The organism is Anoxybacillus sp. B2M1, assembly GCF_001634265.1.
Lineage (GTDB): Bacteria > Bacillota > Bacilli > Bacillales > Anoxybacillaceae > Anoxybacteroides > Anoxybacteroides rupiense.
In genome coordinates this window covers 2911622-2937768 of sequence record NZ_CP015435.1, presented here as the reverse complement: position 1 = coordinate 2937768, position 26147 = coordinate 2911622, and the positions used below count along the sequence as shown (strand labels likewise).

Below are 26147 nucleotides of genomic sequence, written 5' to 3'. Positions count from 1 at the left end.
CAACCGAATATTAACTTTGTATGTATTGTATCATATTTTTCGATTTCTGAAAAATTTTTTGCATGTAAATACGATGAATTTTTTCCATCTATATCCGCGACCCAGCGCATAGATTCCTCTCCCTTCACGTTTCGATGCCAGGCACCCTCCTTTGTCGTATAATGGAGATAAGAAGGATTTCTCCAGTCTTTCTCGCTTTTCCCAACACCTTGCATGATAAAAACATGGAAAAATGCGGGCTTTAAAAGCCGCTCTGTTAAAATATCCATAAGGAGGAAATAAAATGTTTCTAAAACTCACCGTCCATAAAAAGAACGGCCTTCACGTCCGAATGGCGGCCGCGTTCATTTCGCTGCTTCAAAACTTGCTTCCGAATCAAGAAACACTGAAAAAGACGTACGTTCTTTATCGCGATCAAAAAGTGCAGGTGAACAATCTACTCTCTTTAGTATCCTTAAAGATCGGCCAAGGAGAGGAATTTATCCTGCATGTTGCCGAAAAACTTGACGATTCGATCGTCCAGCAAATTCAAAGCTTTTTCGCGCCAACGGATCTTGAAGACTCGCAGCAATCGGAAACCGATCGTCTTCTCATGGAAAATTCCCTTACCCTTCATGAAGCCATCTCAGCTTTACCGAATGGAATCATCGTGGTCAATAGCGACAATATCATTACTTACGTCAACGCGCGGGCAGCCCAGCTTTTGCAAACCAATCCTCATGAGCTGATCAATCAGCGCGCGGACGAAGTCATCCCCCATTCCCGACTGCATGAAGTGCTAAAGACGGGAAAAACGGAATTATCGAGAAAACAAACGATCCATCATCATACGCTGCTGACCACCCGCTCCCCGATTATGTTTAATGGAAAAGTGATTGGAGCCGTCGCGATTTTTCAAGATATATCAACCATCGAGAAAATCAGCAAAGAATTAAATGAAGTAAAAGAGCTGCAGCAACGGTTGCATCTCGTTCTAAAATCGGTCTCGGATTTGATCGGATTAACAGATGAAAATGGGACGTTGATCTACACGAATGAGGAAATGAACGCTTTGCTAAAAAAGATCGAAGGCGAGCCCCACATTCAATCGATCATCGGCCCGCATGAATGGAACCATGTGAAAAAAGCCGAAAAGCAGCTAGTAAAGCTCATCCAAGTAAACCAACAATCTAGTTATATCACGAAAATCAATCCGGTGTTTGTAGACGGCGCATTTCGCGGAGCAGTCGCCACGCTGACTCCTTTCGATGATATTCGAACACTTCTTGACAAAATTGATCTCATGGAGCAAAAAACGAAATACCTAGAGTCAGAGCTGGCGAAACACCAAGGGATTCATGAAGCCTTTCACCAAATCATCGGAAATAGCGAGATCCTTAAAGAATCGTTAACGATCGCGGCAAAGGCGGCAAAAACCGATTCAACGGTCATCATCACAGGTGAAAGCGGCACAGGAAAAGAACTCGTTGCGAAAGCGATCCATGAGGCCAGCTCTAGAAAGAACCATCTATTAGTTCGCGTGAATTGCGCGGCCATCCCTCCTCATTTAATGGAAAGCGAGCTGTTCGGCTATGAAAAAGGAGCCTTTACCGGGGCGTATAAAACCCACCGCGGAAAATTTGAACTCGCTCATAAAGGGACGATTTTTTTAGATGAAATTGGTGATTTAAGCTTGGATTTGCAAGCCAAAATTTTACGTGTGCTGCAGGAAAAGGAAGTGGAACGAATCGGGGGATATGCGCCGATTCCATTGGATGTTCGCGTGATTGCCGCGACCAACCACGATCTAAAAAAAATGGTGGACGAGGGGCGGTTTCGCGAAGATCTTTATTATCGGCTCCATGTCGTGCCGATTCATCTCCCCCCTTTAAGGGCGAGAAAAGAAGATATTCCCCTCTTAGTAGAAGCGTTTCGTCAGCAACTGAATGAGCGTTTGGGAAAAAATATCAAGGGCTATGAAAAAGGATTCATGGAAGCTCTGCTTAGCTACCACTGGCCAGGGAATATTCGAGAATTGCAAAATGTGATTGAACGGCTCTTTAATCTCGCAGATGACGATATTTTGCGTTGCAAGGATTTGCCTTACTACATCTCCCACCCTTCATGCCATGAACAGCAAAACAAACCTGAGAAACAGGCAATCGATTGGGGCCACGAAGTACGGCCCTTCAAAGAATATGAAAAACAAATTTTTGCTTTTGCCTGCCAGTATTATCCGAGCTATAACCAGCTGGCCCAAGCGCTGGGAATCACTCATAAAACGGCCGCCAAAAAAATAAGAGAATACGGTCTGGAACATTTGATTGGGAAAAAGTATCAAACAAATTGATATTTTTTCCCAACGCATTCGTCATTCCATAATGAAAAACGCTATAATAAAGCGTTTTCATTTTTGGCATGATTTTTGCAATTATAAAATAAAGAAATCACTCAGAGGAGGTAAGTCTATGAAAAAATTAATCAATGATCCGAACCAAGTAGTCGATGACATGCTGGCAGGAATGGTAGAAGCCCATTCCAATAAACTAAAAAGATTGCCAGACACGAATGTCATGATTAGAAAAGGCGCTCCAGTTTCCGGGAAAGTCGGCATAATCAGCGGCGGCGGAAGCGGTCACGAGCCGGCGCACGCTGGATATGTCGGCAAAGGCATGCTTGATGGAGCCGTTTGCGGTGAAGTGTTCACGTCCCCCACCCCCGATCAAATTTTGGCAGCGATCCAAGCGGTCGATAGCGGAAAAGGCGTGTTGCTCATTATCAAAAATTACACCGGAGACATGATGAATTTTGAAATGGCGGCGGAAATGGCGGAAGCAGAAGGAATCCAAGTCGCAAAAGTGGTGGTAAATGACGATGTGGCGGTAGAAAATAGCACATACACAACAGGTCGACGGGGTATCGCCGGTACCGTGTTCGTCCACAAAATCGCCGGTGCTCTAGCGGAGCAAGGGGCCACGCTCGCAGAAGTGGAAGCGGTCGCAAAGAAAGCAGTGGAAAATGTGCGATCCATGGGAATGGCCCTAACTCCTTGCACCGTCCCCGCAGCTGGAAAACCGGGATTTGAACTGGGTGAAAATGAGATCGAAATCGGCATGGGAATCCATGGAGAGCCCGGCATCGAAAAAACCTCCATCCAATCGGCGGATGAAATCGCCCAAATCCTTCTCAACAACATTCTCGAGGACTTGCCGTTGAAGGAACACGACAAGGTGGCGGTCATGATCAACGGCTTAGGCGCCACGCCGTTAATGGAACTGTATATTATCCATAAAAAAGTTTCCGAGATTTTAAGAGAAAAGCGCATTCATATACACGAAACGTTCGTCGGCGAATTTATGACCTCGCTCGAAATGGCCGGCTGCTCCATCTCATTATTAAAATTAGACGACCAGCTCAGCGAACTGCTCGATGCGCAAGCGGACACCATTGCTTTCAAAAAATAACGGCTTTGCTTTTTGATCAGCCGCCGCTAAAAAGGAGGGAGATCCAACATGTTATGGAATGTAGAACAAGCGAAAAAATGGATCAAACGGTTGAACGACAAAATTCAAGAAAATAAAGCGTATTTAACGGAACTGGATCAAGCCATTGGCGATGGAGATCACGGTTTGAATATGGCGCGGGGACTTCAAGAAGCGGCCAACAAAATCGCAGACAGCCACTATGACGACCTCGGTTCGTTGTTTAAAGATGTCGGCATGACGCTCATTGCGAAGGTAGGCGGAGCTTCAGGCCCATTATATGGAACGGCTTTCATGAAAGCTTCCCTTGTTCTTAAAGACCGAAAAGAAGCGGATAGGAACGCTTTCGTTGCGGCGTTCTCAGCCGCCTTGGACGGGCTCAAAATGCGGGGAAAGGCACAAGTCGGAGACAAGACGATGATCGATGTGTGGGATCCGGTCATCGCGTGGATGAAAAGCCATGAAACGATTCGTGCAAACGAATTGGTGGATTTATCGAAAGAAAAAATGGAAGATACGAAAGAGCTGGAAGCAAAAAAAGGCCGGGCGGCTTATTTAGGAAAGCGGTCTGTCGGCCATCTTGATCCCGGAGCCGTTTCATCCTATTTATTATTTGCTTCTTTAGCCGAATCATTCGAAAAAGGAGAGTAAACCCCATGAAATATGTCAGCCTTGTCTTAATCTCGCACAGCTATGAAATTGTCAGCGGGTTAAAAAAACTGCTGAGCCAAGTTCAGCCTGACGTACCGATCGCCATCGCCGGAGGGGCGGAAGGCGGGATCGGAACCAATGCATTTGACATCCAAACAGCGATTGAATCTGTCTATTCTGAAAAAGGCGTTGTAGTCTTATTTGATTTAGGGAGCGCACTCATCAATGCGGAAATGGCCCTTGAAATGCTGGAGCCGCACGAAAACATCAGGATAGCCGACGCCCCTCTCGTAGAAGGAGCCTATGCAGCGGTCGTGGCGGCCGGCTTAGGCAGCTCGTTGGCAGAAGTCGTCCGCGCGAGCGAAAGTGCAAAGGAGCTTGTGAAAATTCATCGCTAGCCAAACATTTGAGGAGTGAACCCAATGATCGAAAAAGAAGTGACTGTCACCATTGAAAACGGGCTCCATGCCCGACCAGCAGCCCAGCTTGTCCAACAAGCCAGCCAATATCAAAGCAAGCTGGAGCTTGTGATCGGCCAACAACGAATTAATGCAAAAAGCATTCTTCATCTGATGAGTGCGGCCATCTCCGAAGGGCAAACCATCAAAGTGATGGTCGATGGGGAGGATGAGCAAGAAGCATGGACGTTTATCGCTTCTTTTCTCCAACCGGGCAATGAATCTACTCTGCGATAACGAAGCGTTGGTATCACCGCAGCAGCAAAACTTCATAATCTGATGATGATGTGGCTCCATTTTATCCGTATGTCACAAAAATAATCTAACAATTCAAAAAAAGAATTGACAACGCTTTCTTTTTATCGTAAGCTGAAACTAAGTTAATAGTTGTGACGGAGAAATGGAGATCCACAGTCATTCCCTACAGCAGTCTGCTTCACTGCAGGCGCGTGGGGGAGTTGCTGTGGATCTTTTTTATGAGCTAAAACAGCTATCTCCTCACAAAAGACGACCATACCAAAAGAAAAGGAGGAAATAGGAATGTCTGCGTTTTTTGGCGAACTTATTGGTACCATGATATTGATTATTTTTGGAGGTGGCGTAGTCGGCGGCGTGGTCCTCAAAAAATCAAAAGCCGAAAATTCCGGCTGGATTGTCATTACGATGGGATGGGGACTTGCCGTAGCCATGGCTGTATACGCTGTCGGCCAAGTTAGCGGCGCCCATCTGAATCCGGCAGTGACCATCGGATTAGCGGCGATCGGGGAGTTTCCTTGGAGCGATGTACCCGCTTACCTTGCCGCTCAAATGATCGGAGCCTTTATCGGCGCCGTCGTCGTGTATTTGCATTACCTGCCTCACTGGAAAGCGACCGACGACCCTGGGGCCAAACTAGGGGTATTCTCCACCGATCCAGCCATCAAAAATCCGGCGGCCAATCTTTTAAGCGAAGTCATCGGCACGTTTATTTTGCTGCTTGGCTTGCTGTCGCTTGGAGCGAATCGATTCGCGGACGGAATCAATCCGTTTATCGTGGGCTTTCTCATTGTGGCCATCGGGCTCTCCTTAGGCGGGACAACAGGATATGCCATCAATCCAGCCCGGGACTTAGGCCCGCGAATTGCCCATTTCCTTTTGCCGATTCCAGGCAAAGGAAGCTCCAACTGGGGCTATGCGTGGATCCCTGTCGTCGGGCCGATCATTGGAGGCATTTATGGAGCGTTATTTTATCAATGGGCTTTTAAAGGAGACAGCACCCCTGCCTTTTGGATTTTCACCATCGTGGTTGCGGCTATCATAGCAGCAGCGCTAGTCGGCAATAAAGAACAAAAAAGCGGCAAATTCTATAAGAATACGAAAGTATCAAGCTAAAAAAATAATAATTAAATATTAAATAAATGAATGAGGTGAAGAAAATGGAAACTTATATTTTAGCTCTTGACCAAGGAACAACGAGCTCACGTGCCATCATCTTTAACAAACAAGGAGAAATCGTTCATCTGTCGCAAAAAGAATTTACACAATATTTTCCAAAACCAGGCTGGGTTGAGCATAATGCCAATGAAATTTGGGGCTCCATCTTATCAGTCATCGCCACTTCCTTGTCCGAATCTGGAATCAAGCCGGAGCAAATCGCCGGTATCGGCATTACGAATCAGCGCGAAACTACAGTGGTTTGGGACAAAAATACCGGGCAGCCGATCTATAACGCCATTGTTTGGCAATCACGGCAAACTGCAGACATTTGCGAGGAGTTAAAGGCTAAAGGACTTGATGATACCTTTCGCCAAAAAACAGGGCTGCTTATTGATGCCTACTTTTCCGGCACCAAAATCAAATGGATCTTGGATCATGTGGAAGGAGCCAGAGAAAAAGCGGAGCGAGGAGAACTGTTATTCGGAACGATTGATACGTGGCTCATCTGGAAGCTCTCGGGCGGAAAAGCACACGTCACAGATTATTCTAACGCTTCTCGAACCTTGTTATTCAATATCCATGAACGGAAATGGGATGATGAACTGTTAGACTTATTAACCGTACCGAAGTCCATGCTTCCAGAAGTGCGGCCATCTTCTGACATTTATGCCTATACCGTGCCGTATCATTTCTTCGGACAAGAAATTCCGATTGCGGGAGCAGCCGGCGACCAGCAGGCCGCCTTATTCGGCCAAGCGTGCTATGAAGCAGGAATGGCGAAAAATACGTACGGAACAGGTTGCTTTATGCTGATGAACACCGGCGAAAAAGCGGTTGCGTCCCAGCACGGGCTACTGACCACGATCGCTTGGGGACTTAACGGCAAAGTGGAATATGCGCTGGAAGGAAGTATTTTTGTCGCAGGCTCTGCCATTCAATGGCTAAGAGACGGGTTGCGCATGTTCAAAAACGCGGCTGACAGCGAGCAATATGCCGAACGCGTCACCTCCACAGAAGGCGTGTATATGGTACCAGCCTTTGTTGGGCTAGGAACCCCGTATTGGGACAGCGATGTGAGAGGAGCGATCTTTGGATTGACACGGGGAACGCAAAAAGAACATTTGATTCGCGCTACGCTAGAGTCCCTCGCCTATCAAACAAAAGATGTGCTCACGGCTATGGAAGCGGATTCAGGCATTTCTTTGAAAGCGTTGCGCGTGGATGGCGGCGCAGTAAAAAATAACTTTCTCATGCAATTCCAAAGCGATATGCTCGGCGTACCGGTGGAACGCCCGGTCGTCAACGAAACGACCGCGCTTGGAGCGGCCTATTTAGCTGGCTTGGCGATAGGATATTGGAAGGACCAAGACGAAATCGCGCAACAATGGAACATCGACCGGACATTCACCCCAACGATGAGTGAAGAAACCCGAAACGCATGCTATGCAGGATGGAAAAAAGCCGTCAAAGCGGCGATGGCCTTTAAATAAACAGACCGCGCCACTCCCTTGATCGCTTCTTGGGAGCGGCGCTTATACTGTATACGTTTCCATGGATTACGTTCCATTTTTGATATTTGCTCCATAGCAGCTTGACCATCTGCCCTCTCCTCACTTCTATAGGGTTTTTCTTTTGCCCTAAAGCATTGGCATCCATAATGGATAAACCTGAACACCAAAAGCGCAACAATTCCCAGCGCCAAGCCGCGAAAAAATAGACATAGCTTTTCGCTTTATTTTTTACGCTGTTCATCATGGCGATAAGCGCAAAAAGAAGTGCGATAATGCCTCCTTCTTTTTCCATAAACCACCTGATTTGTTGGAAAGGCGGTGATTTCATCCACTGCTCCTTCGCAGGCGCGACATCAGGCAGTGACAAAAAAAGTCAGGTTTGCTACACTAAAAGAAACATCTGCTGATGATTTTTATGCGAGGAGAGATAGGAACATGAACTCATCTGTCGTTTATCCGTCGCGCAGCCCTGTTGCTAAGCTAGCTGTTGCCTTTTTAGCCGCATTAGCCGTAGCGACAGGCGGGCTGTATGTGGGGCAATCCATTTCCACCGCTTGGTATTTGCCGCTTTACATTCTTGAAGTCATTTTGCTGCTTGTGATGATCTTTTCACGGCGCCAAAAAGTGGTGGGCTACCCGCTAATGTTCGCGTTTATGTTCGTTTCAGGCGCCACGTTGGCTCCGGTCATCGGTTACTACGTTTCCATTATTGGGGCGGCAGCCATCTTTAAAGCGTTTGCTTTAGCGGTCATTTCCTTTTCTGGCGTTGCTCTTTACGCCGCGAAAACGAAAGAAGATTTTTCATTCCTCGGCGGCTTTCTCACGCTTGGGGCATTCGCATTGCTCGGCTTACTCATCGTCCAGTGGTTTATTCCGTTTTCAAGCGTCGGACAAATGGGCATTGCCGCTTTAGGCATTTTGATTTTTCTCGGCTTTACGATTTATGACATCAACCGGCTTGCCCGCCACGGGTTTAGCGAAGCAGACATCCCTATGATCGTCGTTAACATCTATCTCGACTTCATTAATTTGTTCATCTATATTTTACGTTTCTTCGCCAGCGACGAAGACTAAGTGCCTGTCACCATCTAAAGTTTTTCGAACCTAGAAACAGAGAGTCGAAGGACTCTCTTCTTTTTCATTTCCAAAGCAGGAGTGTTGTCCATCTTGTCGAAAGCATATATGACGGTTGATCATGACCGATTGTTTAAGGAATTGATCACGACTTTTTTTGAAGAGTTGATTCTTCTCTTTTTCCCGCACATGTATGAGTATATAGACTTCGAGCATGCATCGTTTTTGTTGGAGGAGCTGTTCACCGATGGGACGGCGGGGGAGAAATATCATGTCGATATACTGGCAGAGACGAAACGGAAAGGAGAAGATCGTCTCATCATCGTCCATATTGCAAATCAAAGCTACGTACAACCTTCTTTTCCAGAACGAATGTTTATTTATTTTAGCCGCTTGTTTGAAAAACATCGCAAGCCTATTGTCCCCATTGCGGTGTTGAGCTACGACTCCCTTCGTCATGAACCTTCAGACTTTACACTTCAATTTCCGTTTGGAAAAATCATGGATTTTCACTTTTTCACCGTTGAGTTGTGTAAACAAAATGGGCGTGATTACATTCGCCATAACAATCCAACCGCTGCTGCGTTGTTAAGCAGAATGGGGTATGCTGAAAATGAACGAGTAAGAGCTAAAGAAACAATTTTTACGTATAATGGTGCGTATGGAATGGGACAAAGCAAAGCAACGATTGTTAATCGGCTTTTTTGAGACATATGTCAACCTATCAGACGAAGAAGAACAGCAATTATGAAACGAGGTGAATGAAATGGAAACAAAAGAAAAAGAACAAGTGTTGGAATTGATCATTTCGTACGAGAAAAAGGCGCTAGAGAAAGAATGGAAAGAAGGCGTGGAGCGAAGATTACGCAAGGATGGCAACAAGAAAAACGCCACATCGCGAAAAAAATGCTTACCAAAGGATATGGACATCCAAGCGATTCATGAACTGACGGAGCTGTCTTTGGAGGAGATTGAGAAGTTGAGATAGATGCTCGTCACGTCCCGAAGTTTTTCGAAGATCGGGAAAAGAGAAATGAAAAGAGGATGCGGGAGCGAACGTCCTTATTTAAGGAAGCTTTTATCTCTGTCAAAAAAGAAATGATAAAACTCGTGCGCCCACATGAAATTTTCGTATATTCTCGCTGTGCGGTGTTAATATGGACATAATAATCACCGTTATAGACCGTTATAGTCATACACAAGCCCACCATAGTTAGCATGTTGAATCGGAAACTGCAATACATTTGCGTGCTCGTAAAGATCAGTTTTTATAAAATAAGCGGCTTTACATGAGCAAGAGGATCTCTGAGAGAGTAAATACGGTCCATTGCCTTTTTCATTTTCGACAAATGTGTTTTGTTAGGCTCTAAAATCATTTCAAGATTATCTTTTGTAATCAAGGACTCCCCCTTGGATTTTCCGAATTTGTGACTGATTTTAAAACATCGATCCGTTCAACAAATTCACTAAAAAGATGCATCCCCTTTTTTAATTCTTCGTCCACTGTACCGTGAAACGAAAGTGCCACATAATTCATAAATGAATCAGCTCGGCTACGGCCAAACGTTTTTTCTTTGAATTCCATATCTGCCTTGTAAAAAAAGAACAGATCCTTAATGCAGAATAGCTTATTGGTCTTTGCAACATACTCCTCCACATTTCCTTCGCCTTTTAAGAAATTATAATAAGCTTGCTTCTTAATACCCGTACGTTCCATCACCCATGAATGTTTAAAGGACAAAAAATAGCCCTTTCTGAAAAAGAACGGGTGATGTCAAGTCAGATATGTTTCTATTTTCGCTAGGCATTCATCAATGATTCTATCTATTTCTTCAATTTGTGCATCTTCTGGATTATACTTCTTTAAAATTGTTAGATTACGAGCTTTCCAATCCAATGATTTAATTTGATCCGTTAAAACTACCCCTGTTATTGGATAGCCATCGCCATCAAGGGATATTCCTTCTTTTGGTAAATCTACTTCGAAGGGATAACCCTTCTTTTGATTGGTCATCGGACAAACAACGATAAATCCTGTTGCTTGATTGAATTCTTTAGGCGATAAAACAATAGCATTCCTTCTCCCGGCCTGCTCATGACCAGCTTGTGGATGGAAGTTTAAAACAACGAAATCGCCTCTCTCTGGTACGTCTGCTGGCATTAAATCAATTCACGCCCTTCTACCCCAAAATCAATTTCCTCGTGCCGATTTTCAGGTGTAATCTGTGATAGCAGTTCTTCCAATGTGTATTTCTTCCGTGTTCTTTTTGGCTTTAATGTGATGATCCCTTCATTTCCAATCACGTTTAATTCCATTTCGGAACCTTGTTTGATCCCTATTTGATCAGCAACATCTTTTGGGATACGAATGCCCAAACTGTTTCCCCATTTTTGAGCAACAACTGTAGACATGTAGTCCCCTCCTTTACTTTGGTTGATTTTGCTTTCTAAATGTTCCTTCGCGTTCATTATATCACCCCCAATCTGAAATGTATATACATAGTATATACATTCTTCTGAAAAAGGATACCCCTGATTTTTCGCCAAACCAATATTCTCGCCGCAAAGGAGATCATTTGAATCGATGAATGAAAAATGCTTTTTTCAGACTCAAAAGCATATATCAACCAGTATCGTTACAAACATTGAACTGCGAAATGATGCATAAAGCTTTGCCATAACAAAAAAGGCAGGATCTTCAAGGAGAATCTAAAGCATCTATATAAAAAATCAGACAAACTCGTTTTTGTTCATGTGGGCAATGCATATGACTCATCCTTTATCATAATTCAACAAGCTTACGAGCGGTTTTCCGATGAAATCCTGCGCCTCTATTCGAGCAGTGACAGACACCAACCCTTACTCCACTTTCTTTATCATGTTGAGAGATGCATCTTTCGCTTCATTCATCCCCGCCCGACTCCGACATATGCCGTCCAACAACAGAAACGCTCTCTACCAACTCGCCCTATTGCTTCTTAAACAGGCGAGCCGTTTCTGCAAGTGGCGCTTTGACAACTTGGGAATCAATCGTCTGAAAAACTGATTTCATTGTATCATCGCGTACCACGTGTTTCATTTTAGATACATCTATCGCTTTAGTCCCTGTAATCCCCGCTTTTCCCGCCATTCCGATTCCCTTCGCTGGAGGGACAATCGACAACCGCAGCATTCCGCCCGCCAGCAACCGATCTCCAACCGACAGGCGTTCGCCCGTAACCGGGTCGTACTCGCCGAGCACCCGCTGCCCATCATACTAGCCGAGAAGCTCCAAGCCGAGCTCTTTCATATTGTCGGCGAGCGTCTGGTCCACCTGGCGCATCGCCGCGGCGGTGCGGTGCAGCAGTTCTTCCGCTTCATTCAGTTTGTCTTCATAACGTTGTAGCCAATGAACGAGTTCATCCCGCAACCCTTCGATCGCGGGCATACTTACGCTAGGAAGGTTCATCGCGAGAGAAGAAAGCTCCCACGACAAGGTCGTCCGCGCCCGCTCGCAAGCATCTTCGGCATCCGAAATATGCTGGGCGATCTCCTCTAACTCATCCGGTTTCAGCCGGATCATCGTCTGTACAGCTCCCCCGTTGGTTTGAACCATTCCGCTGATGTTTCGCTTCGTTCTCGATCGAAAGGTATGACCATCTTCCGTTTTCCTGTATGCATGTTGACTCACTCCCCCATCTATCTTTTTTATAGATGGTAACATAAGTAAAATGAGGATAAATGATAATGTTATAACGATTTTTATCATCAATCATTCATTATATATACCTAATTTTCACCTGACAAATAATCCAAAAGTCCTTAACTATTGGTGTTTGGAATGAATGGTGACTGGCTTGTTTCAAAAGAGCCAAGCCACTTGGTGACATTACGCATCCTTTCCGTTGATTGTAGCTATCACACAAGATAACACGATTCACTTGATAGCAGAAAAATCAAGCTTCCCTTCGATTTATGGGCTTTTTGGGCTTTTTGTGCGTATTTTGCATCCATTATGCGTTTTGCCACATGCTCTTGCTCCATTACTGGGTAAATACAATGTGCTTAAACTTGCTCTTTTTACTTGTAACTTTATACAGGCATTTCAAATATAAATATTTCGTGCTCAATTATAATTTATTAGACCGAGGCCATATAGAAGCTCCGCAGTTGCTGCAAAATTTGTCATTAGAATTAGTTCGATTTCCACATTTAGCGCAATACCCCCCCTCTTTTTCACCTTAATACATGCACTTATTATTATATGCCGACAATAAGGAAATTTCCGACCATCATTTTCACACATAATAAGGAAGAGTTAGATAAGACTAAAATCGAAAATGAGCATGATGTTCAGCGGATGCTATATTCGCTCATCCGCCCCATATTTCCAGATGCTAGATTAGAGGTGGTAGATGCTGCCGGTTATGCTTCCGTCAGGTATGACATGAATTGTAATAGAGGTGAAATGTACAAGGGAAAACATGACGGAACGTAAATTAAGGGAAGAATTAGGCTCAGATTCCTTTCATTATGAAGCCGATCATCTTTTCCTGTTTATCTTTGATAAAGTGAAATTAATAAAAAACCCTGATGCTTTTGAGAAGGCTTTTCGAAGAGAAAAACACGGATTCGATAAAGAACTGGAAACCATTATTATTCGGGAAATCACTTTCTGATTTCTAAAAGCGAACAAGCGTTGTTAGTTACAACATCCATTTCTTTCCTACGATACTTCGAAAACGTGCCATAGCTTCATCCCCTTCCTTTTTCTTGAACGCATTCCCACATCTCTCCTATTCCTTTCCCTCCTTATGGAAATGTATGAGACGAAAAAGCTACGCAGCCATTCCCTGCGAGGGGCCTTTTGGCATTACATTTCAACGTGTGGCGGGTACGGATCGCCAAGAATCTGATGGCGCTCTGTTTCTTTTTTGAGGATTGATGCAACCGCTGAAGGGAAGAGGAGATCTGCCTTTTAAAACGCATACGCGCGACTGATTACAAGCCGCTTGTAGAAGCGAAATTGGTTCCTTTGACAAATTCCATATACTTTTGTCTCTGTTCGTCTTTTGTTCCTGAAAAATAATCAACTCATATATCTGTGTTCATAAATGGGGCTGGGAAAGAGTTTGGGTACATATATACAGGGGCAATAGCGCGTTCTTGATCCTAAATATCCACATTGGACATGGATTCATCGCCCCAATCAGAATAAAATGAGCAGGATAAGTGGCTGTGGAAGCAACGCGGCTCATCGTCACTTTTCCTGTCTCTAACGGCTGACGAAGCATATCCAATGTCTTTTTCGTAAACTCTGCCATTTCATTTCGGATGATGACAGGCCCGCACCCCAAAACAAAGCAGCGGTTTTTAAATTATTCAGCAGTAACAGTCAACTTAACCGTTGCTGCTTTACCATCTAACAAGTAAGTTACTGTGAAAGTATCCCCAGCTTCTGCGCCAGTAATAACAACTTCATTTGTACCATTTACAATCATAATGCAGGGGATTGAGAAAGATGAGACTTAATATAGTTCGTCAATATACGTTGCATTTCTTAACAAAGGCAAAGTTGTTGTTTTGTTCACTAAGTATCTCGCCTCTAAACCATTTTTCAGCGGAAGAGGATTCGCGAATGTTCCCACTTCACGTAAAAGAACCACATTCGTCGTTTCCCACGTGCGAATTTCATCCCAAAACTTCGGATCGTTCATTAAAGGTTGTAGTTCAGGAATATGCATGTAGTCGCCTGGCTGAATGTCATAAATGATTTCCTTTACTTTTCCATAATAAGCGATATGACGCGGATGCTCGTTTTTTGTTCCATCATTTTCTTGCTTCGTCGTTTCATAAAAAAGCAAATACTGCATCGGTGTCACTCTTCCAAGGGAAGGATACTGTATATCTCGCGGTTTTGGGATAATTACGTCACCAAACCCAATATCCAGTTGTAATTGTTTTTTCATTCTACCAAGTGATGCTGGAATTTTGATACGTACCCCTTCATAATCAGCATCCTCTTTGATTCGTTCAGCAGTAATGCCGTTTACATCAAATTCGACTCCATCTTCTTCAACGGTTAAAGCACAAATTGACTCAAACGCAGCCTTAATATATTGTATATCATTCGAAATTTGTTTGGCTAAAAAGTCAATATCTTTTGTTGGTCTAGATTTAAATTGTGTTAAGGAAAATAAAAAGAGACCGCCTTTTAGAACAAATTTATCCCGATAATTAGAAATGGAAAGTCGATATAGTAACCTTTCTTGAAAATACAATAATAAAATTAAATCAAAGTTTTTTCCATTTTGTTTGGCAATATTCTTTAGTCTTTCACTAACTGAAGAGGGTATATTTTTAACATTTCCCATTATACAAGCACCTCTAAGTATTTTAATAAAACGGTCTTGATGCGCATTTTCTCAGCGCATTCCACCAATTTATTTATATTTTTTTCAGGACTTTGTAAATAATTTCGCAAACCTTCTTTCATTAAATCGATTCCTATTTTTTCTCTGTATCGAATAATATCACAAATCGTTTTTTCACGATTATAAATGCTTATTTTATGGCCGCCTACCTCCACTTCTTCAATTCCATATTCAAACTGCTTTTTTGAAAAGTAGAAAATTTTAATTGGTGGATAATCAGGTAAACTGGGTTTTCTTGATTTTCTTTCAATAGCAATTTGGTACTCCCACGGGTTATAAGTTGTTAACTCATAAAAAGACAACGCCGACAAAAGACAAAGAACACCATTCGGGATCAATTTTGATACTTCAACCACTTCCTCATTTTGATCATTTTCAAATTCAGCATAACGGTAAAGTCCACGTTTTATCCTAATTATTTCTCCATTTTGCTCGAACTTTCGAATATAATAATGGCTCACTCCTTCTCTGGTTAAGTCTTCTGTCTTCGCAAATCCCTTTTGACGCACAAAAATATCTTTTATTATCTTGCTTACTTCTTTATTCATGTTATCACCACTCTTTTCACTTAAAGGTCGGCATTTATCATTAATTGCAAACGTTTAATAAACTAATTCTCGATTATTTATAATATCCCTTTTTTTATTTTAACGTATACACTTATTATTTTGTGCCGACGCTTAGTAAAATTTCTGCTATTATATTCATACATAATTACGAACGATTGCACTCTTGAAACTGTGACACCCCATAATATCGAGGGAGAAGCATGATTGCTTTGTCTCTAGAGAATTATCCCCATGTATCACCATTCGAACAAAATCATCCCTTTGGAGGCTCCATGTCAAGTGATAGGGATTACGCTGGAATTTCCAGAAAAGTGTTCACTCTTATTTAGCGAAAACGGTTCCATTTTTCTCGTCGGTTACAAAAGGTTGACGCTTGGATACCTGCCTATTCTTTTTCAAAACAAAATAGCCATTTGTTTCTTTGAATAGAAAGGATGCTCCAATTTCTGCGGCAAACGATGGAACAAAACCGATTAGGCACCCATATCGGCTTTTGTTCTCTCTTCTGTTTACCTCACTTGGCAAACTACGAGGCGTGACGGAATCTATCTCAAAAAACGAAGACAAAGTTATTATCATTTAGTGCCGTCCCTCCCTCCTATTTATTGCGTACTTATCACTCTTCGCTTTGCTAGTCGTAATTGATTAAGTCAGTAAACAGACAGGTCGCCCGTAACTATTTAAAAGGCAGCGAAACTAAAATCACTCCTATTCCCCGAAAGGAGATGGAAAGGCTATTATAATTACTAAAGCAATGGCAACACCATCTTTCAAGTCCTAAGAAACCACATTCCTCAAACTTTAATTTTTTAGATGAAAATTTTTTTGCATAATCTCTATATCATTATGTTTCTTTATAATATTTGTTTCAAATGTAACAACCGGTGTATAGATACTCTTATCTGAATAAACTTCTACACTAACATCGTTTACACCATCACTCAAAGACTGGCCTATTGCTGTTTTATAGTACATAAAATCTGTAGATTTATCTAAATTAAGCTTAACAAACAAATCTCTGAGAAAGCGAATATAATGATCTGATGAACCATCATTTTCCATAACCTTAGTTGCGCTCGTAAAAAAATCTTTTTGTTTCACATCAATAGAAACATCTTTTTTACACTCACGACGAATGTTAATTTTTACAGTAACATCTCGATAATTCTTTAGTTTTAAATCAACATTCACCTTTTGATTTTCACTAAATTTTAACATTACTTCTTTTTCTTTTTCCAAGGAATATAATGTTAAATAGAAGCTTGGGAAAACAGTCAGAATAAACAGATATAAGAAAATAAAAAAATTATTAAATATTTTTAAATTAACAATTTTATTTACTAAAACCTTTATCTGTTTAGAAATTTTTTTTCTCATAATACGTGAATCTACATAAAGTATTAAAAACAATACAGCTCCTATTATGACACCAATCCAAAAAAAAGTATTAATAGCAAGAACCAAAAACATAACAAATAGCATGAATTTTCCACAGAATGTTATAGATTTAAAGATAGCATCAAAAGCTTTATTAGCACGTTTTATAGCTTCTTTTCCATCCTCTGGATCATTAAAAACTTTAAAAGTTATTAATTCCAGCCAAACGTAACTTATAACCCTAAAAGAAAGAATCACAGCACTTACCAATAAAATCAAAGTAAGCCAATGTTCGATTCCGAAAATAATCTTCAAATAGACAAAACTAGTAAAAGTTTGAAACCATATCGTAAAAGAGGTTTTTAATGTAATCCAGACTACACTTCCAAATAAAGTGAGTGTCGCCCCCAACCGCGACACTCTGTCTATACTCTCCATCCTTCATAATCCCATTATTCCTTTCTTTATTTTCATATAGACAGATAGCTCAAATGATCTAATAGTTCCTTTCGATCATGCCAATCATTACTGATTGAGTGTTGTGTTAATAACCCTCTACAAACAACCGCTGTTCCCCAATAAAATTTGAAATGCCCATTCATTATTCCCCTAAAACCAAACGTTAGTTCTGTATGTCTATTGTACCCCTTTCTTTATTCACAGACAATTACTTATTCTTCGACAAATTCCACAAAATGCCAGACTCATATTCCAATATAAAAAGACAGAGAAACAATCTTCAGTTCCTCTGCCCCTCGCAATTTTCTATATAGGTAAAACGAAACAAAGGAACAACATTTGCGCCTTTGAGATGCCTCTATCAAGCATCAGCATTAAAAATTTGTTATAATAACTCTACACTCTTAGCCTGTGAATAGCCATAATCAGGACAAGAGCCATTGGGTCAACACTGAAAAAGCGGCATGAGAGCTTAGCACTTCAATCATTCTTGGACGCAAGAGAGGCATCATCTTTACGTGAAACACCGCGTCTCACTCACCATCCTTTAAGAAACTAAACCCGCTTTTTTATTGTCGCGCAAAACCGAAAGCGTCACGATCCCTTCATAATTTTATGCATAACCCAAGAGAAATCCCATAGCCAACAAAAGCTCGCTTCCTCATCATGAAGGCGCACACAGCTCTAGCTAGCACCTAGGAGAAAGACGATAGTCCCAAAAGAAAACAATGGCAGCGTTTACGAAGCGAGCCATTGACAGAGTCCAGAGAAGAAAGAATTATCACGGCCCCTTTTCCACTTATCATTTTCCAACACGCAAATGAATCCATGGCGCACATGCAAAGGTGGAACAGTCAAGATTGTCAGCATAGAGGAGGAGACCATTTGTTATTAAAGCATATTCACGAATTTATTCATCATTATCTCCCCATGCTCAATAGAAGTCAGGAAACGATCAAGGGATATGAAAAAGATCTATGCAGCTTTAACGATTGGATGGCTGACGAATATGATTGCATTCCCACGATTGAGCCCATTGATCATAAAATGATTGAACGTTATTTGTACTATTTAAAAGAACAACGAAATTTTGCCGATGCCAGCCGAAAGCGACATTTGTATTCTCTCAGCTCATTTATGAAATACTTAATACGCGAAGGAAACATCACGGCGAATCCATGTGAAAAAGTCGCGCCATTCCCATCCATTCGCCAAGAAAGACAGCCATTAACGGAGACGGAAATCGAAGAATTATTCCAGCACGCTCATGGCCTGACGAAAACATTAATTTACACCTTGTATTATACGGGAGCCCGCATTAGCGAGTTATGCCGCCTGCAGCTATCTGACATCCATTTTGAAAAAAATCAAATCACACTATTTGGTAAAGGCCGAAGGGAGCGAATGTGCCCGTTGCATCCGAAACTAAAAAAAGAGCTATCGTTTTATATTCGCCATCTCAGAGGAAGCGACAGCCCCTTTCTATTTAGCACCAAAAAAACAGGCAGGCTCTCCTCCTCTTATGCGCGGTATTTAATCCATGAACTCGTCGCCGAGATCGGCTGGGATAAGCAGGTGACCTGCCATACGTTCCGGCATAGCTTTGCGACAAATCTGCTTCGCAAGGGAATTGATTTATATAAAATCCAGCAATTGCTTGGCCACAGCTCCTTGCGAACGACAGAAATCTATTTGCATCTGTTGAGCGAAGAGCTGCAAGAGGCGGTGGAAAAATTGTAATGGAGGATGAGGAAGATGACAAAAAAAGAAGAGAAAATCAAAAAAATCATCGCCATGTATGCAGAGAAAAAAGAAGCCAAAGAAATCGCGATGGAAGTCGGCTACTCCAACCCGCGAAGCCTGTCGCGGTTTATGACCAAAATGAACTATCGCTGGGATGCTCATCTGCATAACTATATTCCCGACCATCCCCCTTCTCCCAAAACAGAGCAAGCGATGGACACTTCCGGCCCGGAAGCATTCAACCCGCTGGATTTACTGGAAAACGCCGAAGTCATTCGCCTTCTCCAGCAATCCAACAAGCTCCTTGATTTCATTGAGAATCAAGAACCGTTCCCGCGTCCGAATACCCAGCCATCGTACAACCTTTGGCAAAAAGCGCAGGAATTTGCCTATACAAAAAAGGCTTCCTATACCACTTCCGTGAGGTTGCCGATTGAATTATACGAGAAGCTCCAAACGTTCAGAGAACAAACCAACCTGACCCAAACCCAAGTCATGTGCTTAGCATTGGACTACTTTATCAGCCAATTTCACACCAACGTATAAAACAAGCCGCTTCCGGCCGCATCGTCTTTTGACGCAAAATGGGCTATATTCCGTTCCTCCCTGTGTATTCAGTTGTATTCCATCATATGCAGCTATCTGTTCAGCAGATGCCCTACGATCAAGATAAGATCGCCAGAAGATACGAGCAAAATAGCAACATCATCATTCACCTCCTGCCGGAAAACCTTGATATGACTTGACTTTAAACCGCTGGAGGGATGGGAAAGAGGGGTTGTTTGGTAAGTGCGATTAACCTTAAGCAAGTTAAAGTTAAATTCAATAAAGATGTAGATGTAGCAACTGCTGAGACTCTTGGTAACTATACATTCCCAACTGCTAGTGGCTTAACAGTAGTTTCTGCTAAAGCGAACGGTAAAGAAGTTATTTTAACAATCAACGGTGCTGCTCAACAACAAACTGCAGATTTAACAATTGAAAATGTAAAAACTGTACGCGGTGAAGTGATTGGCAAAACTACTACATCCGTTAAATTCTTAGACGTAACAGCTCCAACGGTTACTAGTGTTGAAGCAATTGGACCTAAGACGTTAAAGGTAAAATTCTCTGAAGTTCTTTCAACAGTTCCAACTTTCACATTGGATGATGGAACAATTGCTATTGTAAATGTAGCGTTTACTGCAGGTTCTGATGAGGCAGTATTAACTCTTGGTACTCAACCAGCTTCAGGTACTCATAAACTAAAAGTAAAAGACGGTGCTGACTACGCTGGTTTCAAAGTTGAGGAAGCAGTTAAAGAATTTACATTCGCGACAGACACAGTAGCTCCGACTGTAGTGGTTAAATCTGCATCTCCTAACAAAATTGTCCTTGAATTTAACGAAGATGTAGCGAATGTTGAAGATGCAAACGTTGAATTTTATCATACTTACAAAGGTGTTGCTGCATATAAAGCAACTAAAACTTTAAATGGTAGAGAACTTACATTAAACTTTACTAATCCACTTCCAGAAGGTCCGTTCAAATTATTCTTAAGCTATGCTGACGAGAAAGGTACTCAAATTGCTGACCTCTGGGGTAACAAAGTACCTGCTCAAACAATCACTGGTAATATAACTGTGGACACAGTAGCTCCAACAGTAACAAAAGTTGAGGCTGTTTCAAATACTCAAATTAAAGTAACATTCAGCGAAGATGTAACTGGTGGAGATGTATTAGCTAACTACACACTTAAAGATGCAGCAGGTAATACGATTAACCCAACTTCTGTAGCGAAGATTGATAACAAAACGTACACTCTTACTACACCAGTATTAAATGGTGGTGCTTATACATTAACTATTAAAAATGTAAAAGATACTTCTATCAATGAAAATAAACTTGCTGATTACACAACAACAGTAGCTGTTAAGGATGTTGTACCTCCTACAGTTTCTGACTTAGATAGCAATACAGATGGTACTCAAGCACAACTATTATCTAATAAGAAAGTTAAGATTGTGTTCAGTGAAGTAATGGATAAAGCTTCTATTGAAAACAAACTTAACTACTTATTCAACGGCGCTGCGTTAGATAGCAAAGTAACTGTAACAGCAGTAGACGGAAACAAAGCAGTAATCCTTGACTTCACAAATGCTGAAACAACAGCTCAACAAACTCCAGCGGGAGCAACACTTCAAGTGTTACGTGTTGTTGACGCTGCTGGTAACCCAATTGCTGCAGCTTCTACAGATGTTAAAGTTCCATCTGCTGTTTCTGCTCCATTATTTGACAAAGCAGAAGCAACTGGTAAAAATACAGTTAAACTTTACTTCAAAGAAGTTATCACAGGTGCACAAGCAGATGACTTCGAAGTTAGCGTTAATAATGGTGCTTGGGCTCCGGCTGGTGGACTTTCAAATGAAGTAGTAGATGGTAAGTCTGTAGTTACTTTAACTACTACTAACGATATTCCAACAAATGTTGAAAACGTAAAAATAAGAACAGCAGCTTCTAACGTTGATGCTAAGAACAGCTTCGGTGCACCAGTAGACTTAGGTACTAATGGTGTAACAGTTGCTGACAAGTTTGCACCAGAAATGACAGCTGTTGTAGCAAAAGAAACAGATGGAGACAACTTCGTTGACACATTTGAAGTAACATTCAGCGAAAACTTATATGTACCATCTGTAAACGATTCTGACTTCACTGTTGAGGGTTACACTGTTAAAGAAGTATCTGTAAACGGTAGTGTTGTAACTATTAAAGTTGAAGAGAAAACAACTAACGACTTAGCTGCAACTCCTAAAGTGGCTTTGGTAGGTCCAGTGGAGGATACAGCTCGTAACGTTAAGGCTTCCCAAGATGCATTAACAGCAGTTGCTGCACAAGGTGCTTTACAAGCAGCTGTTAACGCAGAAGCTGCCAAAATTACTAAAACTGCTGTTGAAGGTGATGGTTTAACCACAGGCAAGAATGTGGTAACCATTGCTCAAGGACTTGTTGCTCAAGGATACACAGTTACACTTAAGTCGACAAATAACTCTGCAATTGCGGCTGATGGTCTGGTAACTCAAGATCAACAAGAGGCTACTGGTGACGTAGTATTTACAGTATCTAAGAATGGATTCACTAAAGATGTAACAGTAAATCTAACTGTTCCTGCTGAGGAATAATCTTAATTTAATGGTGATTATTTGTGTGTTTATAGAAAGCTCTGTAGAGATTTTTCTCTGTGGGGCTTTTCTTTTTTGGACTACGTGCTTATCAATTTCTCAAAATAATACAGAACAACAAGATGGGTTAGATGTCGGCCAAATAGTTCGTTCAAATCATTCATTCTGTTACTATAAAATCCTATTTTGCTACAATCGACTGTATTTGTATATGCGTGGCTTGGTTGTAGTACTTTCTTTAAGAATACCACTCAATGATCCTATCATTATAAGCTTAGTTGATAAGATTGTTCTCCAATCTTTTTTATCGAAAGATGTCGAAATATTTTGTAACAATTTGTAAAAAAAAAGTTTTATACTATCATTAAGGAAAAATATACGATATTTTGTATTTCGTTACCAAAGGGGGATTGATTGCTAGATTTGCATTCACTTTCTAGTAGGATTGCAATAGTACGTTTTTATCAACTTTTGTGGAGGAGAGAAGGAGTATTATGAAATCTGTGATTTTATCTTTCATAGCTGTAATGGCTTTTTTGTTTTCTCCCTTGTCTTCCTTTGCTATGGGGGAAGAACCAACTGATTTTTATTTGGCGCAAGAACTTCCTTTCATCAAAAATGGGAATGAAGCCCATGCTTCTGAGCAAAATTATATAAATGATGGAGGAATTCATTACTATTATTTCCAAGTTGATGATTACCAAAAAATTAATATTCAGTTTGAGGCTACTAGTTCTGCGACTATTGAAATATACGATGAGGACCGAAATGAATTGTTTTCTTTCAACATAGGCTATACTAAGAATTTGAATAAAACTATAGGTTTAAAAAAAGGGAAGTATTTCCTTTCAGTTGATGCGTCTACATGGGATAATATATCATATCAACTTGATTTAACTGCAATGAAGCAAGGCACATTCGAACAAGAGCCAAATGATACGATCACGCAAGCCAACCCCATTTCTTTAAATAAGAAATATTATGGTTATGGTAGATGGGAATATGATATTTATCAATTCGAGTTACTGGAAAACCAAGTTATTGGGATTCGTTTAACTACGCCTTATTCAGCAAGCAAATCTGTGAGTATATTAGATTTTTCCGGGCGAGAAGTTACATCAAAATATCTAGATGATGACATTTGGCAATTGCAATTACCAGCTGGACAATACTATTTAAAGGTTAGTAGTGTGTATGAAGAGAATTATTATGATATTGAAATTGCTACTAGAAAATTTAAGGATGTGCCAATAGATTTTTGGGCTGTAAAAGAAATCAACTACTTATCTGATTTAACCATTATTAAAGGATATGCTCATAGCATGTTTAAGCCAAATGACTCCGTGAAAAGGGCACAAGCTGCAGTAATGTTGGTCAGATCATTGGGATTAAACACAGAGAATCACCCTGATCCAAAGTTTAAGGATGTACCTAAAACATATTGGGCTTATAAAGAAATTGCGACACTAGTTGATGAAGGGATTTATCCAAAAGGAGAATATTTTTATCCAGAACAGCCGCTGAAAAGAGACGATATGGCACGCATGTTAGTCAATGCCTATCGTTTACAGGGGCAGTATAATGGTAGCTTTAAAGATGTGCCTAAGACCCATTGGGCTTATAGCTACATTCAAAGATTAGCAGCTAACGGCGTTACTACGGGATATAGCGACGGAACTTATAAGCCGAATCTATCTGTAACTAGAGCACAATTTTCAGTTTTTATGTGCAGAGCGATTGATTCCGATTATATACCTTCAACATACTGAGATTAAATAATACCCAAAAGCTCCGTGTGCATTTCCGCGGGGCTTTTTCGTTTTTAATAAATAGGTTTGTTCTTTTCATATTGGTACGGTACCTGTGCATAGCGATCCGAAAAGTAGACAGTATAAAATTGTATTTCGCAAGTAAAAATTGAGCCATTTATTAATTAAAAACGGAGCCACTTAAACCTGACTATTTTCCAACCATTCTTTTGTATCTAATATTCGATAAGATGGTCCTACCATGTCCACCATGTAGGCTCGATGTGTTAGTCGGTCCGTTAAAGCAGCTGTTAAAACTGGATCATGAAATATTTCTTCCCATCGATCGAATGATAAATTACTCGTAACGATGGTGGATGCCCGTCCTGCCCGTAGAGAAAGGTGGGTAAATAATAACTCGGCTCCTTCTTTATCAAAGGAGATATAACCTAATTCATCAATAATTATTAAATCATATTTTTCAAACTTCAGTTCAAATGAACGTAACGTTCTTTCAGAACGGCTCTCTTTTAATTGGTTTACTAGAGATGCTACCGTTGTAAAAAACACTTTATATCCTGCCAAACAAGCTTCAATCCCTAAACCTATTGCTATATGGGTTTTTCCGGTTCCAGGTGACCCAATTAGTAAGACGTTTTGTTTTTTTGAATGAAGTCTAATTTCTTTAAATGTGGGAGGCGAGAGGCCGCATTTTGCGGTAATCTCTCAATCTCTAATTCAGTTAATAGTTTCTTTTCAGGGAAATTTGCAGATCGTATCCGATTCGCTTTAGCTCGTACTTCTCGATCTTCCATTTCTTGCACTAGTGCATGATATAAGAAATCTTCTGCTGTCTGGTATTGTGTAATGCCCCCCATTGTCAAGACACAATTTCGGAAAAAATAAGTTAAGTCCTCCTTCAATTGTAATGGGGAGCGGATGCCGTTAAGCAGTCCGCGCATACACATCTGCCGGCTTGGCGTAACCCAACGCCTGATGGGGGCGTTCGGTATGGTAAAAGCGTAGATAAGCTGTAATCGCCTTGCGAAGCGCCCGAGGGTTCTCATACTCATTCAGATAGATTTCCTCATATTTGAGCGAACGAAAGAAGCGTTCCGTACGGCTGTTATCCCGTGCCCGGCCTTTGCCATCCATCGATACGTTTACGTTGTGCTTGATCAACAAGTCCAAGTAATCCTGATTCGTAAAATGACTGCCCTGATCGCTGTTCATAATCTCGGGCTGACAGCGCCCCAGTGCCCGTTTCAGGCACGTCAGCACGAACGCCTTCTCCAACGTGCTGGAAAGCTCGTAATCGATGATTTTGCGGCTGTACCAGTCAATGATCACAAACAGATACATGAAGCCTTTACCCATCCGTAGATACGTAATATCAATGCCCCAGACCTGGTTCGGACGATCAATCTTCAACCCGCGCAGCAGGTAGGGACGGATATACTGGGCATGGTACCGTTTGCTCAGGTTCGGGCTCGGGTAGATCACTTCGATTCCCATCACGCGCATAAGCCGCTGAACGCGCTTGCGATTGACGCGCCATCCCTGTTCCTGCAATTTGCTGGTCATCCGCCTGTAGCCAAAAAACGGATGTTTGGTATACAACTTGTCAATCTCATGCATCAGCTGTACATTCTCCGGCGTTTCTTGCCTCGGCTCCCGCTGCCGATACACATTCGTGCGATGGATACTTGGATACTCAAGAGCTCCGCCTGACGCTTGATGCTGATTTTTGGATGATCTCGTTCCACCATCGCTTCCCGATCTCTTGTCGATACCTTAGAGGCCAGATTTTTTTTTGAGCCAACTGACCTCTAGCGTCAGTTGACCAACCAGTTTTTCTAATTGTCCTTGCTTCTCCTCGTAGTTTCTTTTCATTTTCTCGGCTTCTTTGGTTTCACGGCCGAACACCATGGAGGCACGCTCCACAAACTCCGCCTTCCACCGGCTTAGCATCACCGGACTAATTTCGTACTTCCCAGCAATCTCATTCACTGTCTGCTCTTCTCTCAGCACTTCCATGACCACCTTCGTCTTAAATTCTGCGGTGTATCGATTCCGTTTTTCCATAGCTTCAGTATAACTTATTTATCT

At 41.7% G+C, this 26147-nt stretch carries 20 protein-coding genes and 7 pseudogenes; 14 read left to right on the top strand and 13 right to left on the bottom strand.

Annotated elements, in window-relative coordinates; translation table 11 throughout:
- Positions 1-283 precede the first annotated feature (283 nt).
- The 7 genes from GFC28_RS20055 (at position 284) to glpK (ending at position 7476) form a co-directional block, all read left to right on the top strand.
- Positions 284-2329 (top strand): sigma 54-interacting transcriptional regulator, encoded by a 2046-nt coding sequence (locus GFC28_RS20055; protein WP_044744369.1) that lies wholly within the window; start codon positions 284-286, stop codon positions 2327-2329.
- 118 nt (positions 2330-2447) lie between these two features.
- Complete coding sequence (gene dhaK, locus GFC28_RS14275) at positions 2448-3443, top strand: dihydroxyacetone kinase subunit DhaK (RefSeq protein ID WP_044744370.1); 996 nt, start codon at positions 2448-2450, stop codon at positions 3441-3443.
- A gap of 48 nt (positions 3444-3491) precedes the next feature.
- Entirely contained in the window at positions 3492-4112 is a 621-nt protein-coding gene (dhaL, locus tag GFC28_RS14270; RefSeq protein ID WP_044744371.1) for a dihydroxyacetone kinase subunit DhaL, read from the top strand.
- A 5-nt stretch (positions 4113-4117) separates the two neighbouring features.
- Complete coding sequence (gene dhaM, locus GFC28_RS14265; RefSeq protein ID WP_044744372.1) at positions 4118-4510, top strand: dihydroxyacetone kinase phosphoryl donor subunit DhaM; 393 nt, start codon at positions 4118-4120, stop codon at positions 4508-4510.
- A gap of 24 nt (positions 4511-4534) precedes the next feature.
- Complete coding sequence (locus tag GFC28_RS14260; protein WP_044744373.1) at positions 4535-4807, top strand: HPr family phosphocarrier protein; 273 nt, start codon at positions 4535-4537, stop codon at positions 4805-4807.
- A 303-nt stretch (positions 4808-5110) separates the two neighbouring features.
- Positions 5111-5941 carry an MIP/aquaporin family protein gene (locus GFC28_RS14255; protein WP_044744374.1) on the top strand — a complete coding sequence of 277 codons (831 nt, stop codon included), beginning with the start codon at positions 5111-5113 and terminating at the stop codon, positions 5939-5941.
- A gap of 44 nt (positions 5942-5985) precedes the next feature.
- On the top strand, positions 5986-7476 hold the full coding sequence (gene glpK / locus GFC28_RS14250) for a glycerol kinase GlpK (RefSeq protein ID WP_044744375.1): 1491 nt from the start codon (positions 5986-5988) through the stop codon (positions 7474-7476).
- Here glpK and GFC28_RS14245 read toward each other — a convergent pair.
- Complete coding sequence (locus GFC28_RS14245; protein ID WP_044744376.1) at positions 7469-7825, bottom strand: hypothetical protein; 357 nt, start codon at positions 7823-7825, stop codon at positions 7469-7471. The two genes, glpK and GFC28_RS14245, sit on opposite strands and share 8 nt — an antisense overlap.
- Positions 7826-7932: 107 nt before the next feature.
- Between GFC28_RS14245 and GFC28_RS14240 the strand changes: the two genes are divergently transcribed.
- The gene (locus tag GFC28_RS14240; RefSeq protein WP_044744377.1) at positions 7933-8571 is read left to right on the top strand and encodes a Bax inhibitor-1/YccA family protein; all 639 of its coding nucleotides are present in this window, start codon (positions 7933-7935) and stop codon (positions 8569-8571) included.
- A 108-nt stretch (positions 8572-8679) separates the two neighbouring features.
- Positions 8680-9559, top strand: a pseudogene (locus GFC28_RS14235) (Rpn family recombination-promoting nuclease/putative transposase).
- A 280-nt stretch (positions 9560-9839) separates the two neighbouring features.
- On the opposite strand, the gene GFC28_RS20005 reads toward GFC28_RS14235, so the two are convergent.
- From GFC28_RS20005 to GFC28_RS18975, 6 genes and pseudogenes are all read right to left on the bottom strand, one after another.
- Positions 9840-9971 carry a hypothetical protein gene (locus tag GFC28_RS20005; RefSeq protein ID WP_255357525.1) on the bottom strand — a complete coding sequence of 44 codons (132 nt, stop codon included), beginning with the start codon at positions 9969-9971 and terminating at the stop codon, positions 9840-9842.
- Positions 9968-10288, bottom strand: coding sequence for a hypothetical protein (locus tag GFC28_RS14225; protein ID WP_231883393.1), 321 nt, complete (start codon positions 10286-10288; stop codon positions 9968-9970). The genes GFC28_RS20005 and GFC28_RS14225 overlap by 4 nt, the downstream gene beginning before the upstream one ends.
- Positions 10289-10345: 57 nt before the next feature.
- Positions 10346-10732, bottom strand: coding sequence for a type II toxin-antitoxin system PemK/MazF family toxin (locus tag GFC28_RS14220; RefSeq protein WP_044744379.1), 387 nt, complete (start codon positions 10730-10732; stop codon positions 10346-10348).
- Complete coding sequence (locus GFC28_RS14215; RefSeq protein ID WP_044744380.1) at positions 10732-11040, bottom strand: AbrB/MazE/SpoVT family DNA-binding domain-containing protein; 309 nt, start codon at positions 11038-11040, stop codon at positions 10732-10734. Before GFC28_RS14215 ends, GFC28_RS14220 begins: the two co-directional genes overlap by 1 nt.
- A gap of 502 nt (positions 11041-11542) precedes the next feature.
- Positions 11543-12133, bottom strand: a pseudogene (locus tag GFC28_RS18980) (pre-toxin TG domain-containing protein); the annotation flags it as partial.
- Between the two features lie 547 nt (positions 12134-12680).
- Positions 12681-12767 (bottom strand): annotated as a pseudogene (locus GFC28_RS18975) (zinc-ribbon domain-containing protein); the annotation flags it as partial.
- 47 nt (positions 12768-12814) lie between these two features.
- Between GFC28_RS18975 and GFC28_RS19535 the strand changes: the two are divergent.
- A pseudogene (locus tag GFC28_RS19535) lies at positions 12815-13229 on the top strand (hypothetical protein).
- Positions 13230-13696: 467 nt separating this feature from the next.
- Here GFC28_RS19535 and GFC28_RS18965 read toward each other — a convergent pair.
- The 4 genes and pseudogenes from GFC28_RS18965 to GFC28_RS14180 all read right to left on the bottom strand — a co-directional run.
- Positions 13697-13892: pseudogene (locus tag GFC28_RS18965) on the bottom strand (ATP-binding protein); the annotation flags it as partial.
- A 186-nt stretch (positions 13893-14078) separates the two neighbouring features.
- On the bottom strand, positions 14079-14924 hold the full coding sequence (locus GFC28_RS19820) for a nucleotidyl transferase AbiEii/AbiGii toxin family protein (protein WP_231883394.1): 846 nt from the start codon (positions 14922-14924) through the stop codon (positions 14079-14081).
- Positions 14924-15532, bottom strand: coding sequence for a type IV toxin-antitoxin system AbiEi family antitoxin domain-containing protein (locus tag GFC28_RS14190; RefSeq protein WP_044744381.1), 609 nt, complete (start codon positions 15530-15532; stop codon positions 14924-14926). The genes GFC28_RS19820 and GFC28_RS14190 overlap by 1 nt, the downstream gene beginning before the upstream one ends.
- 822 nt (positions 15533-16354) lie before the next feature.
- Positions 16355-17368, bottom strand: coding sequence for a hypothetical protein (locus tag GFC28_RS14180; protein WP_044746340.1), 1014 nt, complete (start codon positions 17366-17368; stop codon positions 16355-16357).
- Positions 17369-18274: 906 nt separating this feature from the next.
- On the opposite strand from GFC28_RS14180, the gene GFC28_RS14175 reads away from it, so the two are divergent.
- The 4 genes from GFC28_RS14175 to GFC28_RS14160 all read left to right on the top strand — a co-directional run bounded on the left by GFC28_RS14175 (position 18275) and on the right by GFC28_RS14160 (position 24059).
- Positions 18275-19129, top strand: a complete 855-nt coding sequence (locus tag GFC28_RS14175; protein ID WP_052661031.1) for a tyrosine-type recombinase/integrase — start codon at positions 18275-18277, stop codon at positions 19127-19129.
- Positions 19130-19144: 15 nt separating this feature from the next.
- Positions 19145-19678 (top strand): hypothetical protein, encoded by a 534-nt coding sequence (locus GFC28_RS14170; RefSeq protein WP_044746341.1) that lies wholly within the window; start codon positions 19145-19147, stop codon positions 19676-19678.
- Positions 19679-19914: 236 nt separating this feature from the next.
- Positions 19915-22290: an Ig-like domain-containing domain gene (locus GFC28_RS14165; RefSeq protein ID WP_052661032.1), complete on the top strand. Its 2376-nt coding sequence runs from the start codon at positions 19915-19917 to the stop codon at positions 22288-22290.
- 494 nt (positions 22291-22784) lie between these two features.
- A complete protein-coding gene (locus tag GFC28_RS14160) occupies positions 22785-24059 on the top strand; it encodes an S-layer homology domain-containing protein (protein ID WP_052661033.1) in 1275 nt (424 codons plus the stop codon).
- A gap of 180 nt (positions 24060-24239) precedes the next feature.
- Here GFC28_RS14160 and istB read toward each other — a convergent pair.
- Both istB and GFC28_RS14145 read right to left on the bottom strand, forming a co-directional pair.
- A pseudogene (istB, locus tag GFC28_RS18960) lies at positions 24240-24886 on the bottom strand (IS21-like element helper ATPase IstB); the annotation flags it as partial.
- A gap of 97 nt (positions 24887-24983) precedes the next feature.
- Positions 24984-26123 (bottom strand): annotated as a pseudogene (locus GFC28_RS14145) (IS3 family transposase).
- Between the last annotated feature and the right edge of the window lie 24 nt (positions 26124-26147).